This is a genomic window from Verrucomicrobiota bacterium, assembly GCA_037139415.1.
In the GTDB taxonomy this organism is placed as follows: domain Bacteria; phylum Verrucomicrobiota; class Verrucomicrobiia; order Limisphaerales; family Fontisphaeraceae; genus JBAXGN01.
This window is the reverse complement of sequence record JBAXGN010000198.1, coordinates 1-14,846: the sequence shown is the minus strand read 5'-3', so window position 1 is coordinate 14,846 and position 14,846 is coordinate 1. Positions and strand designations below refer to the sequence as shown.

Genomic DNA, 14,846 nt, shown 5'->3' with positions numbered 1-14,846 from the left:
TGACAGCATGGCCATGGATTGTTAGTCTCAACTTGAAAGCAAATTAGAATAACATAGGCGGAATACATGCAACCTTGGACAGTAACTGCGTGGGCAATGCGTTCATGATCACCAATGGCGGCCTGGTCTATAACACCGGCTCTGCCACGGTGGGACTCTTGAATGGTTGCAATGGTAATTCGGCGACCATCGGCGGTGGTACCGGCACTTCCCTGTGGCGGCTCAACAGCAGTCAAAATATGGTCATTGGCAACAACGTCGCCGCCACGAATAACTCCGTGACCTTGCTTGCCGGTGGGGTGCTCACAAACCTATCCTCGGTCATCTTGGGGGGCGTCAATTCCGCGTTGAATTTCAACGGCGGCACGCTGGCCGCCGGTGGGAATGGGTACCTGATCGCGGCCACCAACGCGACGGCCACCAATTTTGTGCAGTCCGGTGGGGCCATCATTGATTCGGTGAGTTATGCGGTCACCAATCAGTTGCCCCTGACGGAAGATCCCAACAGCCTTGGCGGCGGTCTGACCAAGCTCGGGGCTGGCACCCTGGCGCTTTCCGGGGCCAACACCCACAGCGGGACCACCTGGATCAATGTCGGCACCCTGGCGCTGAGATCCGGTGCCGCCATCAATAATTCCACCAACATCAGTATCGCTGCCGGAGCCACCCTGGATGTCTCCGCGATTTCCGCATACACAATACCGGCCTCGGCCACGCTAACCGCCAGCGGCACCGCCAGTGCCACCACCATCAAGGGCAATGCCTCGGGCACGGTCAGCCTTGGCTCACAATCCATCACCTTGAATTACGACGGCTCGCACCCGGCGCTGTCCATCTCACAGGGTACGCTCGTGCTGGATGGCAATGCCTTTACCGTCAATAGCTCGGTTCCGCTGAATCCCGGTGTTTACCCGGTTATTCAGCAAGTGGGCGGCAACATCACCAGTAATGGCGTCTTTACAGTTTCCGGCACTGCAATCGGTTCCGGGTACACGGCCATCGTTCAGGTGATTGGCACCAACGTGGTGCTGGCCATCACCACGCCCACGGCCATTGACCATTATGATGTGACAGCCGCCACCCCCCAACTGGCAGGCGGCACTTTCAGCGTGACCGTCACTGCCAAGGATGTCGACGGTAACCTGGTCAATGACAGTTCCACCATCGTCACCATGAGCAGTTCCGGCAGTGCGCAGTATGACAGCAACGACGATGGGACGTTTGGCGACAACTCCAAACAACTTTCTTCCGGCACCTTCACCATCACCTGCAAGGATAACAAGGCTGAAACCATCACCCTCACCGCCATGGATGCAAATCTCAAAAGTGGGACCTTCAGCAGCGTTCTGGTTCAACCGGGAGCGTTCGCCAAGTTGCAACTGCTCGTCCCCGGAGAAACCGCCGCTCCCGGCACGCCCAGCGGCCAGACCGGCTCTTCCTTAGGAGCCGACTCCAACTATGCCTTTACGGTCACGGTCAATGCGGTGGATCAATATTGGAACCCGGTGACTTCCGGCGACACGGTGGGCTTTACCTCAAGCGATGCCGCCGCGCTGCTGCCCACCAGCGCAGCCTTGAGCGGGGGATCCAGCACGTTCAATGTCACGCTGAAAACCATCGGCAACATTAGCCTCACGGCTACGAATCTGACCCAGGGAAGCATTCTTTCCGGCACCAAAAACATCAGTGTGGGCGTGGCCACGCAAATTTGGAGAGGGGACGGCACGGCCAATGCTTGGGATATTGGCGTTACTGCAAACTGGACAAATACCGTGCGCCAGCTTGCCACCGTGTTCAACAATGCGGACCATGTGTTGTTTGACGATAATGGCTCCAGCACCCCGTCCATCAACATCCAGGGAAATCCCGCACCGGTATCCGTCACTGTGGGCGCGGTTAAAAATTATACATTCAGCGGCAGCGGCGGCATCACCGGCGCCTCCGGGTTAACCAAGAATAATAGCGGCACACTGACCCTCGCCAACACCAACACCTATGCCGGCAACACCATCATCAATGCCGGCGTTCTCACCGTTGCCGCCGGAGGGGCCATCAACTCCCCCGCCGCAACCCTGAACGCGGGTGCCACCGCCGGGGCCAGCGCCACGCTCACACTCTCGGGCGGCTCAGCGAATATTCAAACCCTGCTGGCCACTAATGTCATCATGGGAGGCGCCACCAACTCGACATTCAATTTTTTTGGAGGCACGCTGACGACCTCAAACGCAGCCACGGCGCTCGCAGCCAATGTGACGCTCGCCTCCAATGCCTTATGGAATATCAATGGCAGTTGGACGATGAATGGCGGCACCAATTATGTCGCCTCGGTTCAGACCAATGGCACTTGGGGCATCGCTTATATTGGCAATGGCGCTTCCAACGCCGTGGTCACGGTGAACTCCAATGCGGTCTGGCGGCTTGGCAATCCGGCCGTTTCCACCACCAACATGGCCTTGTATGTTGGAAGCGGCGGCGTGGGCACCTCGGGAAACAACCTGCTGAGCATTCTCAACGGCGGCCAGATGTATTGCGGCCAATACGCCGGAGCAGGCAACATCTCTCTCAGCATCGGCCAAGCCGGAACCACCAGCAACGGTTTGCTGGTGGCGGGTGACAACGGGGCTGGCGGAAAATCCTTGCTGAACGCAGGCGCAGTCCGGGTTTATATCGGCGGAACTGCCACATCCACCAATTCCTGGTGCCGGGTGGATGGCGGCATGATCACCAACGTTGGCAACAACCAGGGCGCGCTTTACTCCTACGGTGTGAACAGCTCCATCATTGTCACCAACGGCGGCCAGATCATTACTGCCGGGAGTTCCTGGGCGGGACGCCAGGGGTTGACAAACCGGTGGCTGGTCGCCGGGGCTGACAGCGCCGGAAATCCATCCACCTTGAACATGGGCAGCTATTTGAATGTGGGGGGAAGCAACCTTGACCCCGTGACGACACCCTGCGCCACGAATAACAGCCTGTGGATTGGCCAGGGCGGCCTCGTGCTCGCAACGAACAGCGGACAGGTCAACGTAGGCTCCGCCACCAATGCGTATGGCAACAGCATGCTCGTCACCAACGGCGGCCAACTGTTGAGCAGTGCCACCTGCACCATTGGCCAGTACTCGAACGCCAACAATAACTTTGTCGCGCTAGGCGGGACCTTCGGCAGCACCAACGCGACTTGGAATCTGGGCAATCAAAATCTGAACATCGGCGGCACCACCGGAACCACCAACAATTACGCCACCCTGTTTGCCGGTGGCCTCCTGACCAATGTGTCCTTCATCAATCTGGGCGGGACCGGGTCGCGACTGAACTTCAATGGCGGTACGCTTGCGGCAAGCACCAACCGCACCATTTTCTCAACCAACGCCACGGCGATCAATCCAGGGGTTTTTGTGCAGGCGGGCGGTGCCATCATTGACTCCAGCGCCTTCACTCTAACCAACGCCCTGCCGCTGTTGGAAGATGCAGCCAGCCCGGGTGGCGGTTTGACCAAGCTGGGAAGCGGCGCACTCCTGCTGACGGACATCAGCACCTACACGGGGCCCACCATGATCAGTGCTGGGACGCTCTCAGTGAACGGAGGTTTGGGAAGCACCACCGTCACCATTGCCTCAAATGCCACCCTGGGCGGGTACGGTCAGATCAACGGCGCCGTGACCAACCATGCCGGCGGGACGCTGGCATTGGGGACCAGTATTGGCACGCTGACCATCAGTAACTACCTGACCCTGCTTGCCAACAGCACCAATGTGATAAAGCTTGGCAAGGCCGGATCCGTTCTGACCAATGATCTGATTCGCGGCCTCTCAACACTGACCTTGGGGGGGACCTTGGAAATTATCACTAATTCAGGCATGAGCGCGCTTGCGGCGGGTGATTCCTTCCAACTCTTCCAGGCGACCACGATCACCGGCGCGTTTGCTGCTACCAATCTACCCGACATCTCAGCCCAAAGCCTGGTTTGGGATACCTCCGGTCTGAATACCGGACGTCTGGCCGTGGTGGCCATGGTGGTGAATAATGCCCCGGTGATCACCGTGCAACCCACCAATACCACGGTGGTCCTGAACAATAATACCAGTTTGGTCGTGGTTGCCACCGGCACTGCGCCACTCACTTATCAATGGTACGCCAATAGCAACCTGGTCAACAATGCCACCAATTCCATCCTGTCCCTGACGAATGCCGCCTGCCTGGATGCAGCGGCGTATCAGGTCATCGTCACCAACAACTATGGATCCGCCACCTCCCAGGTGGCTTGGCTGACCGTCCATGATCCCAATCTGCCAGCTTTTACTACTAATTTGCCGACCCTCACAACCAACTTGGTGCAGGGTGGTGGTTTGAGCTTGCAGGTTGCCCTAGCGTACAATTGTTCCGCGCCGGCATACCAGTGGTACTTCAATGCCACCAATGCCCTGCCCGGAAAAACGGCCGCTTCGCTGACGGTGACCAATATTGGGCTCAATCAGGCTGGCAATTACCGAGTGGTCGTAACCAACGCGAATGGTTCGGTCACCAGCGCAGTAGTGACGCTCGGAGTTCAATACTACATCACAAATATTTTGCTGGGAGTATCCGGAACCAACTTCAGCATGCAGGTGTACGGCGAGACCAACCGCACCTACCAACTGCTTGGCACCAATGATATCTCCGGCGGCACACCGGTGAGCAATTGGCCGGTGATCATGTCGGTGACGCCCACCACGAACGGATTGCTGGAACTTCAAGATGCCACGGCAACCAACCAGCAAATGGTCTACCGCATCCAGAGCCAATAGGCTGCCTTTGAACACTGCATTCATGCGCGTTTCATTATATCTGCCGGTGATCAGCCTCTTTGCTGCCGGTGCGGCTGACATCCAACTGAAGGTTGGAGCTTGGGGGATTACGTAGCGGTTGAATGTCCCAACCACGCGTCGGGTCATTTTTTCCGTCGTTCCCCGTTTGGGGGGGGACACCCCAAAAACTGCAAAAATTAACGATCTCTTAACAATTTTCCCTGAATAAGCAAATTTTCTCTTAACAATCAGGTTGCATATTAACGCCAGAACGATATGAGAATAACCGTGAACATGCAAAATACCTGGCTCCGGATGGGCGCTTCCAAGGCGCTCGGACACCCCTTGCCCGGCTCTCATATCCTCACGGTCAACCCCAATCCGATCCACTAACCCATCCTATGCAAAAGCTTTCTCAACTGGCCATCAACTCGGAAGGATTCGTTTTCAATCCCGCCACCGGTGACAGCTTTCAGGTCAGCCAGACTGGCTTGGAAATCCTCAATGGTCTGCGCGACGGTAAAAGCGACGAGGACATTGTGCAGAAACTGACCGACACCTACGAAGTGTCCCTGGATGACGCCCGGCGCGATCTGGCGGACTTTCGCGGCAACTTGAAATCACTCTGTCTGATTTGAGGTGTGCCATGAAAGAACTCATCATCGGCGTTTCCGGCATCAACGCGATTGACAATCCCGGTCCCGGCATTGGTGTCGCGCGCAGCCTCAAGGAAGACCCGGACCTGAAGGTGAAAATCGTCGGGCTCGCCTACGATGCAATGGAGCCGGGCATCTTCATGGATTGGGTTGTGGACAAATCCTTTATCCTGCCTTACCCCTCGCACAGCGAGGCGGCGTTCATCGAGCGGTTGCTGTATATCAAGGAAAGCCATGGCCTTGATTGTGTCATCCCGAATCTTGACGCCGAGCTGCCGCTCTACATCAAGAACGCGCGGACGCTGGCCGACCACGGCATTCGCACCTTCCTGCCGGGCATGGAGCAATTCAAACTGCGCGGCAAAGACCACCTCAACGACATCGCCTCGAAGATCAGCATCTCGCTCCCGAAAACCAAGGTGGTGAACAGCGTGGACGGCTTGCTGCAAGCGATCAAGGAAATCAGTCTGCCGGTGATGGTCAAGGGCAGTTTTTATAAAGCCTATAAGTCCCACACCACCGCCGAGGCCGTTTCGCACTATCACGACCTAGTGGCGGAGTGGGGTTACCCGATCATTGTGCAGGAAGTGGTCAAGGGCGATGAAATGAACGTCGTCGGGCTGGGCGATGGCGAGGGCAACTCGCTTGGGCTGGTTGGCATCAAAAAACTCTCGATCACCGCGCTGGGCAAAATCTGGACCGGGGTCACCGTGAAGAACGAAAAAATGCTCGCGGCGGTGGCGGAATTTATTCGCGAATTCAAGTGGCGCGGGCCGTTTGAACTGGAATGCATCGTCAACGGCGACGAAGTATTCCTCATTGAAATCAACCCGCGTTTCCCGGCCTGGACGTACTTTGCTACGGGCGTGGGCATCAATCTGCCCTCCCGCTTGGTCCGCCGCGCCTTTGGTCTGCCGGTGTCCCCTGTGCCGGAGTATGAGGCGGGCAAGTTATTCATCCGCTACACCTACGAGTTGGTCACCGACATGACCGCCTTCCAAAAAATCGTTACCAATGGAGAAGTACCATGAAAAAAATCTACGAAAAACCCATCATTAGAAAACTGCAGACCGGACTGATGAACAAGTTCGGGCGCAGCCCCGCCTATGCCCGCAAGGTGCGCGCGGACATTGATGGCGTTACCATTGACGACCTGGTCGCCAAATACGGTTCGCCGCTGTTCGTGTATTCGGAGCGGACTCTCCGCCAGAAGCACCGGCAGATGCATACGGCGTTTTCCACCCGTTACCCGAACGTGGTCATGGGCTGGTCCTATAAGACCAATTACCTCAGCGCCATCTGCGCCGTCATGCACCAGCAAGGGTCCATTGCCGAGGTGGTGTCCGAGATGGAATACCAGAAAGCCCGCGCGTTCGGCATTCCCGGCGAGAAGATCATCTTCAACGGCCCGCACAAATCGCTGGCCGCCCTGGAAACCGCCGCCAAGGAAGGCGCGATGATCAACGTGGATCACTTGGACGAAATCTACGACCTCGAACAAATCGCCCGAAAACTCAAACGCCAGGTGCAGGTGGGTATCCGCCTGAACCTGGACTCGGGCATTTACCCGCAATGGTCGCGTTTTGGTTTCAACTTGGAAACCGGGCAGGCGCTGGAAGCCGTGAAGCGCATCAAGCAAGGCGGCAAACTGATTCTGAATGGACTGCATTGCCACATTGGCACCTTCATCATGGAAACCTCGGCCTACGCGCGGCAGATCGAAAAGATGGTCGCGTTCGGTTACGAGGTCGAAAAGGCCTTCGGTTTCTCCATGGAATACCTCGACATCGGCGGCGGCTTCCCGTCGAAGAGCCGACTCAAGGGCGTTTATCTGCCGCCCGAAGTCGCGCTGCCCTCCATTGATGAATTCGCCGAAGCTATCACGCATGCGCTGTCAAAAGCACTACACCCGGGTGATTTCCCAAAGCTTATCCTGGAATCCGGACGCGCTCTGGTGGACGAGGCGGGCTACCTCATCACCACCGTAGTGGCCTCGAAACGTTTGGCGGACGGCACCCGCGCCTATGTTGCCGACGCCGGCGTAAACTTGCTCTTCACCGCATACTGGTATAAATTCAACATCGAAATGGACCGCGAAGTCGGCGGCATTAACGAGCACAGTATTGTGTACGGCCCGCTTTGCATGAACATTGACGCCATTGATGAAGGCGTGCCGCTGCCGCCGTTGACGCGCGGCACCCGGCTTATTTTCTCACCGGTGGGCGCGTACAGCCAGACGCAATCGCTACAGTTCATCGAGTATCGCCCCGCCTCCGTGCTCATCGGCGAGCATGGTGAAGTGGACCTCATCCGCGAGGCGGAAGACCTTTCGGACATCACCCGCCGCGAGAAATTGCCGAAACGCTTGGCGGGCAAGGGCCATTGAGCAGCCAAATGAAGGATACCCTCAAAGCCATCTTCAGCAGCTACGCCGAAATCTTCTTTCTGCCCAACGGCGCGGTCGGCGCGGTCATCTTTGCGGTGACCCTCGTCAATCCGAACGTCGCGCTGGCGGGAATCATTGCGGTGCTGGCCGCCTATGGGTTTGCGCGCCTGGTGCGGATGGAAAAGCAATTCCTTCAATCCGGTTATTACACGTACAACCCGCTTTTGGTGGGGTTGTCGCTCGGAAATCTGTTCCAATTGGGCGGACTGACGGTGTTCTTCATCGTCTCCGCCGGTGTGCTCACCTTTCTGGTGACTGTGTTCACGGCGAACGTTTTCTCGACGTATTTCCGCCTGCCCATTCTCAGCCTGCCGTTTGTGGTGGTCAGTTCCATCGCCTATCTCGGCTCGCTGCGCTACTCGAACCTGCACGTCGTCATGCATCAGCATTCCGCGCTGCTCTCCGCCGACTTCGGCTTGCCCTATTGGCTCGCCGGTTTCTTCAAAGCCTTTGGGGCAGTGTTGTTCGCGCCCAGCGTGGTCGTGGGGCTTGTGTTGAGCGCCGTCGTGCTGCGTTATTCGCGCATTCTGTTTCTCCTCGCGTTGTTCGGTTTTTACTCGGGCGCGGTTATTCGCAGCTTTATGCTCGGCTCGACCAGCCAGGCGTTCGCCGATCTCAACAACTTCAATTTCATCTTCATCGCCATGGCGCTGGGCGGCGTGTTCCTCATTCCATCGCTGACAAGCTATCTGCTGGCGTTCATTGGCGTGGCGGTGTCCACCGTGTTTATGGATGCCATCACCGGCTTCTGGAGCTATTACGGCATCCCGGCCTTCACCCTGCCGTTTAACACCGTGACGCTTGGTTTCGTGTATGTGCTGGGCCTGTTGCGGCATCCGATGGTCGCCGCTGCCGTGGGCCGCACGCCGGAAGAGACACTGGAGAATTATCTCGCGAATCGCCTGCGCTATCGCGGCCAGGAATTCACTCTCTACCTGCCGTTTGCCGGCCAATGGACCGTCTGGCAGGGCTGGGATGGCCAGTGGACGCACAAAGGCAGTTGGCGCTACGCCTATGACTTCGTCATCACCGACGAACAAGGCGAAACCCATCGTGGCGAAGGCGGGCGGCTCGAAGACTACTATTGTTATAACAAGCCCGTCCTCTCCCCGGTGCGCGGACGCGTGGTGCAACTCGTGAACGATCTGCCGGACAGCCGCATTGGTGGTGCGGATGAAACCAACAACTGGGGCAACCTGGTCATCATTCAGGATGCCCGCGGGCGGTTCGTGGAGCTCTCGCACTTTGCGGAAAAATCTATTCGCGTAAAGCAGGGCGAGTGGGTGGAGCGCGGCGCGGTGCTGGGCTTGTGCGGAAACAGCGGCTATTCGCCGCAGCCGCATATCCACGTGCAGGTACAGGCCACTGATACTATTGGCGCGGCTTCGCTGCCTTTCAGTTTCGTGAGCTATGCCGAGGATGGCAAATATCAGGCCAACCATCTCCCGCAGGAAAAGCACGTTGTCGAACCCCTGTACACCGACAAACGCCTTGATAATATCACGAACTTCGTGCTCGACGACGAACTGCATTACGACGTGCTGCGCGAGGGCCGTCCGGTGGGTGAACTCAGCCTCAAGGTGAGGATGGCCTCGGACGGGACGTTTTATCTCGAGTCTCCGCGCGGCCAGCTCTACTTCGGCAAACATGAAGGCACGTTTTATACCTACCGCCTCGCCGGCGATGATCCCTGGCTCCGCCTGTTGTTTCTCGCGTTGCCTCGCCTGCCGCTGGCCTATCGCGAGAATTTAACCTGGCACGATCATGTTCCCATGAGCCTGATCACCGCTGGCGTGCGCGAAGCCTTGGTGGGGTTCTTTAGTTCCGTGTATCCCAGGCTGGCCACGGTGAAAGTGACGCAGACGTTTGTGAGCGAGAGTCGCGTGGAGGGGGTCATCGAGGCCGGACTGCTGCACCTGCGCCGGACGGCGGCGGTCGAGTTAGATCGTCAGAAGGGTTTTGCGTCGGTAACCGTCGAGGAGGTCACTCTCAAGCGGAGGCACCATGAGTCATAACGCAAACCTCCGCCAAGGAGCGCGGACGCCTCCGTCCGCAAGCACCGTGAGTAATCTCATCCTGCGAAAGGGCGCATTCGCGCTCCTATGCCTGGTGGGGTATGCCGCACCCGTTGCTGCGGAAGACCAAGGCGTTCCCTCCATATACTCCACTGAACTCGGGCGTGCCTGGCAATGCTACACCAATTCTGATTATACCAACTCCCTCACCCACTACCAGGCTGCCATCCAGGCCGCCCCCCAATCACTCGATGCCCGTCTCGGCTGCCTGGTGTCGTTGCTCGCGCTTAATCGGTTCGCGGAGGCCGAAGCGCTTGCCGCCCGAATTCTTAAGCAATATCCCGCGAACTACTTCGCGAACCTCCGGCTTGCCTACGCGTTACGGATGCAGGGCAAGCACGAGCAGGCCGAAGCAGTTCTCAACCACGCGCTGCCACTTTACCCGACGGATGTGTTTCTGCTGCTGGAACTGGCCTTCGTCAAACTCGCCCGCAAGCAAAACGCCACCGCCCAATACCTCTTCCTCGACGTGCTGACCCTTGCCCCCGATAACGCGGTCGCCCTTCAGCAACTGGCCGCCCCACAATTCCGCCTCTCCCCGCCCCGCGATGAACCGCTTGCCCCGTCGGCCCCCGCGCGGAAAGTTCGGGTTGAAGCGGCGGCGTTCTACGGTTATCTCCAGTATCACGATACCGCTTCCAAAGATCAGGCGCATACAGTCGGTCTCTATACGTCACTCGGTTACGGCTCGGAGCACTTGCTGCAAGCCGAGGGGGACTATATCCGCAAATTCTATCGCGGCGTTTCTTCCCTGCGCCAATGGGACACCACCCTCGCCTATGCCAACGCCAGCATCCCGCACGTCAATCTGCGCCTTGGCGGCCATTACATTACCAGTGAAGACCCGTTCACGGATCAGGGGTGGGTCGCGTTCGGCGGTGCGGAATATTACGCGGATCGCTGGGCATTCGGTGTGGACGGTTATTACACCACGTATCCGAAATTCCAAAACCAGCTTGAGGTCACCCAGATCGCTCCGCACCTCGGCGTCACCCTCTGGCGCGGCGAGCACCACACTTGGAATAATGAGTTGCGGGGGTACTGGGTTCATCTGAATCGCGATAATTTTGCACGGCGTAATTGTTACTCCCTTGAGGACCGCCTCTCCCTCAATTGGCAGCGTTGGACCTTCTCGGCGTTCGGCTGGGCCGGTGAACAACTCTTCGCCGTGCGCAATGGTGGCTTCGCGGTGTATAACCTCGGCGAGCTGCACAAGGCCGGCTACGGCCTGGAGATCCGCTACGATCTCACGGCCAACCTGGCCTTGACGCTGCGCGCCAACCGTGAGCAATTCAAAGACCTTGCCCGCACACCGCACGCCTGTTCGGACATGTATCTGGCCATGTTAAGTTGGAAATTTTAACCATCAAAGCAACACCTTATGAAAAATGCATTCATTCTGACCGTCGGTTTCACTCTCGCGCTCGCTGCCGCCACGCCTAACAGCACTCCCACACTGAGCAATGACGAAATCCGCGACGCCTATCATAAGTCCTATCGCTATGAGAAAGCGCAAAACTACGATGACGCCATCAAGGCGATTGCCCCGGTCGTCACCGCCTATCCGCAGGGCTACACCGTGAATCTGCGCCTGGGCTGGCTGTATTACCTCAGCGGCAACTATGCCAACGCCAAGAGCTACTACCAGGCGGCGATGAAAATCGAGCCGGCGTCCCTCGAAGCAAAACTGGGCTATACCCTGCCGTTGCTCGCGCAGGAACGGTACGATGAAACCGAGACCGTCACCAAACAGATTCTCCGCATTGACGCCTCCAACTACTACGCCAACCTCCGCCTCGCCTTTGCCCTCCGGATGCAGAAAAAATTCGAGGCCGCCGAGGAAGTGCTGATCCGGCTGTTGCCGCTCTATCCCACCGATGTGAAGTTCCTCACCGAACTCGGCCTCGTCAGGGTCGCCCAAAACCGACGTGATGACGCCAAACGTATTTTTACCGATGTGCTCACGCTCGACCCGGAAAACGTGGTGGCGAAAGAACAACTCAATGGCGCTTCAAAAGCGACCGAATCCAAGAAATGAATGGAGCGCGGATATCCTCATCCGCATGAGCTAAAACGCTCGAACACCCTTCAGAACAATCGTGTACCGGCCCAACCTCATAAAAGACATACCCATGAAACCCATTCACCTCTATCTCGCGGCTGCCTATGTGCTCTGCGCACGCCCGGTGGCTGCCCAGGTGCCGCAACTGCTGAATTACCAGGGACGCGTCACCGTCGGTACCACTAATTTCGACGGTACCGGCCAGTTCAAGTTTGCCCTCATCAACGCCACCGGCACCACCAACTTCTGGAGTAACGATGGTCGCACCACGGGCCAGCCCGTGACGGCGGTGGCCCTTACTGTTACCAAGGGCCTTTACTCGGTGCTGTTGGGCGACACAAATGTCGCGGGCATAAGCGGTGCCATCGCTTCCTTGGCCTTCACCAACTCCGATGTCCGTCTGCGGGTCTGGTTCAACGATGGTATCACCGGTTTCCAGCAGCTCTCGCCCGACCAGCGAATCGCCGCTGTCGGCTACGCGCTGATTGCCGCCAATCTGGACCCCACCGCGGATGTCCTCGGCCAGCGCCTGCTCATTGGCGCAGGCCATAATCTGAGCGGGTTGGGGGCAACCATTGCCGGCGGTTACCTGCATGATGCCACCAACAACTATGCCACCGTGTCAGGTGGGCTTGGAAATGTCTCCGGCGGGGCAGGGGCGACGGTGGCCGGTGGGGTGACTAACACCGCCTCCGGCCTGGCAACCACCGTCGCGGGTGGCGAGTTAAACTTGGCGGATGGTGTGGCCTCAATGGTGGGGGGTGGCTGGTTGAATGGCGCGTCCACCAATTACGCGACTGTGGCGGGGGGGCTGGGCAATTACGCCAGCGGCGTGGGCGCTACCGTTGCTGGCGGCGTTACCAACCTTGCCACTGGCTTGGAAGCGACTGTGGCGGGTGGCGAATATAACGGTGCCACGGGTACCATTTCATCCGTGGGCGGTGGCTATGACAACCTGGCCAGTGGCTACGCTGCCACCGTCCCCGGGGGGTACGCCAACGTGGCCAGCGGCGCGTATTCCTTCGCGGCGGGCGCGGGCGCGGCGGCGACCAACTTCGGCGCTTTTGTCTGGGCCGATGCTGCCAGCACCAATGTGGTCTATTCCACGGTCAACAACCAGTTCACCGCCCGTTGCGCCGGCGGTGTCCGTTTCTTCACCAGCCCCAACAGCACCACCGGCATGCAACTGGCTGCCGGAGGCGGGGGCTGGCTGGCCGTCAGCGATCGGAACCTCAAGGAAAACTTCAAGCCGGTGGACACCCGCGCCGTGCTGGCCAAATTAGTTGCCACTCCCGTGACCGAATGGAACCTGATTACCCAGGATCCCGCCATCCGCCACATCGGCCCCATGGCGCAGGATTTCAAGGCCGCCTTTCGGATCGGCGAGGATGAACGCCACATCAACTCCACCGATGCCGATGGCGTGGCCTTCGCCGCCATCCAGGGGCTTCACGAACTCGTCAAAGAAAAGGACGCGCGCATCGCCGAACTGGAAAAACGCCTGAGCCGCCTGGAAGCCAGGATGGACCAGCTTGATCCCCGCCTCGAACCAGGTGCCGTCTCCGTTCTCCAGGATAAGTAATATGCGCACGCCTTTCCGCATTTCCCAACGCCAGCTTGAAACGCCCTCCCCGTGTAGCCGCCGAGGTGACGAGGCGGACTGCGGCGATTTCGGCTTTCGGCTTTCGGCTTTCGGAATTGTCCCGCTCTTGCTGGCCCTGCTCGGAATTCTGCCGGTGGCGTTTGCTGCCAGCACCACTGCGGTGCTCGACGCGGGTGGCAAGCGCGTCAGCAGCGCCAGTTACACGATGGATGGCAGCCTTGGCAGCCTGGGTGGCATCACGACGGCGGTCTCGCCATCTGTGGTCGCGCGGCATGGCTACGCGGGTCAACTCTGCGATTTGCAAAGCCTCGCCCTCAGCGCTACACTCACCAATATCAACGAAACTGGCACGAGCCAGCTTGCCGTCAAAGCTATCTTGGATGATGCCACCACCCTTTCCCTTTCCGCCACCAACGTCGCCTGGAGCGTCGTCAGCGGCCCGGTGGCATCCATCAACACCAGCGGTCTGATGACAATGGCGAACGTCTATCAAAACACCGCCGCCACTGTGCGCGCAGGTTACCAATCCACGTATGGTACGCTGACGCTCACCGTGATCAACACCGGCAACGACGACTATGGCATCTACGCCAACGATGCCATTGATGACGCCTGGCAGGTCCGCTATTTCGGGCTGAACAATACCAACGCGGCATGGAACGCCGATCCCGACCACGATGGCCTGAACAACTACCAGGAATATATCGCCGACACCAATCCCACCAACGCGCTTTCGTGCCTCCGCATCCAGAGCATTGCGAAAGCGGGTGGGATGACCTTGTCCTTCCAGTCCTCGACCAATCGCAAATACTCCTTGTCCTATACCGCCCAACTGCCCATCGGCTCGTGGACAAATGTGCCGTTGCAAACCAACCTCACCGGTAACGGGGGAACGATGACGCTGACCGATCCTTCGCCTTCCGGTCAAGTTCGTGCCTACCGCGTAACCGTGCGGATGCCGTGAACCTCGTAGCCGCCGCCGTGAGTCGGCGCTGGCTTGGTCCTTGGTCACTGATGACTTCCAACTGACTCATTTGGAAAATCATGACTTCAAGTTTCGGGGTATTGCAAAACGATGAATACTGAAAACAAAACGCGGCGGACGGCCCCCCCGTACCGCAGGTTTCCAAACCTGCTGTGTCGCCGACTTCCTGTCAGCGGGCAGTCAAAACCAGCCATTTTGAGGTGATAAAATTCATTGCGGGCAGCGTCGCCCTTGC

9 protein-coding genes are annotated in these 14,846 nt (G+C 58.3%); all 9 read left to right on the top strand.

Annotated elements, in window-relative coordinates:
• Window positions 1–74 precede the first annotated feature (74 nt).
• The 9 genes from WCO56_24865 (at window position 75) to WCO56_24825 (ending at window position 14,590) form a co-directional block, all read left to right on the top strand.
• Window positions 75–4,784 (top strand): autotransporter-associated beta strand repeat-containing protein, encoded by a 4,710-nt coding sequence (locus WCO56_24865; GenBank protein ID MEI7732827.1) that lies wholly within the window; start codon window positions 75–77, stop codon window positions 4,782–4,784.
• A 401-nt stretch (window positions 4,785–5,185) separates the two neighbouring features.
• Entirely contained in the window at window positions 5,186–5,422 is a 237-nt protein-coding gene (locus WCO56_24860) for a PqqD family protein (protein MEI7732826.1), read from the top strand.
• A gap of 8 nt (window positions 5,423–5,430) precedes the next feature.
• On the top strand, window positions 5,431–6,471 hold the full coding sequence (locus tag WCO56_24855; protein MEI7732825.1) for an ATP-grasp domain-containing protein: 1,041 nt from the start codon (window positions 5,431–5,433) through the stop codon (window positions 6,469–6,471).
• Window positions 6,468–7,826, top strand: a complete 1,359-nt coding sequence (locus WCO56_24850; protein MEI7732824.1) for an alanine racemase — start codon at window positions 6,468–6,470, stop codon at window positions 7,824–7,826. The genes WCO56_24855 and WCO56_24850 overlap by 4 nt, the downstream gene beginning before the upstream one ends.
• A gap of 8 nt (window positions 7,827–7,834) precedes the next feature.
• Window positions 7,835–9,901, top strand: coding sequence for an urea transporter (locus tag WCO56_24845; GenBank protein MEI7732823.1), 2,067 nt, complete (start codon window positions 7,835–7,837; stop codon window positions 9,899–9,901).
• Entirely contained in the window at window positions 9,891–11,324 is a 1,434-nt protein-coding gene (locus tag WCO56_24840) for a tetratricopeptide repeat protein (GenBank protein ID MEI7732822.1), read from the top strand. The genes WCO56_24845 and WCO56_24840 overlap by 11 nt, the downstream gene beginning before the upstream one ends.
• Window positions 11,325–11,342: 18 nt before the next feature.
• A complete protein-coding gene (locus WCO56_24835; GenBank protein ID MEI7732821.1) occupies window positions 11,343–11,999 on the top strand; it encodes a tetratricopeptide repeat protein in 657 nt (218 codons plus the stop codon).
• A 94-nt stretch (window positions 12,000–12,093) separates the two neighbouring features.
• On the top strand, window positions 12,094–13,605 hold the full coding sequence (locus tag WCO56_24830; protein ID MEI7732820.1) for a tail fiber domain-containing protein: 1,512 nt from the start codon (window positions 12,094–12,096) through the stop codon (window positions 13,603–13,605).
• Window position 13,606: 1 nt separating this feature from the next.
• Window positions 13,607–14,590, top strand: coding sequence for a hypothetical protein (locus tag WCO56_24825; GenBank protein MEI7732819.1), 984 nt, complete (start codon window positions 13,607–13,609; stop codon window positions 14,588–14,590).
• Window positions 14,591–14,846: the final 256 nt, after the last annotated feature.

Coding starts and splice junctions, on each gene's coding strand:
- WCO56_24860 (MEI7732826.1), top strand. CDS start 5,186: ATGCAAAAGCTTTCTCAACTGGCCATCAACTCGGAAGGATTCGTTTTC.
- WCO56_24855 (MEI7732825.1), top strand. CDS start 5,431: ATGAAAGAACTCATCATCGGCGTTTCCGGCATCAACGCGATTGACAAT.
- WCO56_24850 (MEI7732824.1), top strand. CDS start 6,468: ATGAAAAAAATCTACGAAAAACCCATCATTAGAAAACTGCAGACCGGA.
- WCO56_24845 (MEI7732823.1), top strand. CDS start 7,835: ATGAAGGATACCCTCAAAGCCATCTTCAGCAGCTACGCCGAAATCTTC.
- WCO56_24840 (MEI7732822.1), top strand. CDS start 9,891: ATGAGTCATAACGCAAACCTCCGCCAAGGAGCGCGGACGCCTCCGTCC.
- WCO56_24835 (MEI7732821.1), top strand. CDS start 11,343: ATGAAAAATGCATTCATTCTGACCGTCGGTTTCACTCTCGCGCTCGCT.
- WCO56_24830 (MEI7732820.1), top strand. CDS start 12,094: ATGAAACCCATTCACCTCTATCTCGCGGCTGCCTATGTGCTCTGCGCA.
- WCO56_24825 (MEI7732819.1), top strand. CDS start 13,607: ATGCGCACGCCTTTCCGCATTTCCCAACGCCAGCTTGAAACGCCCTCC.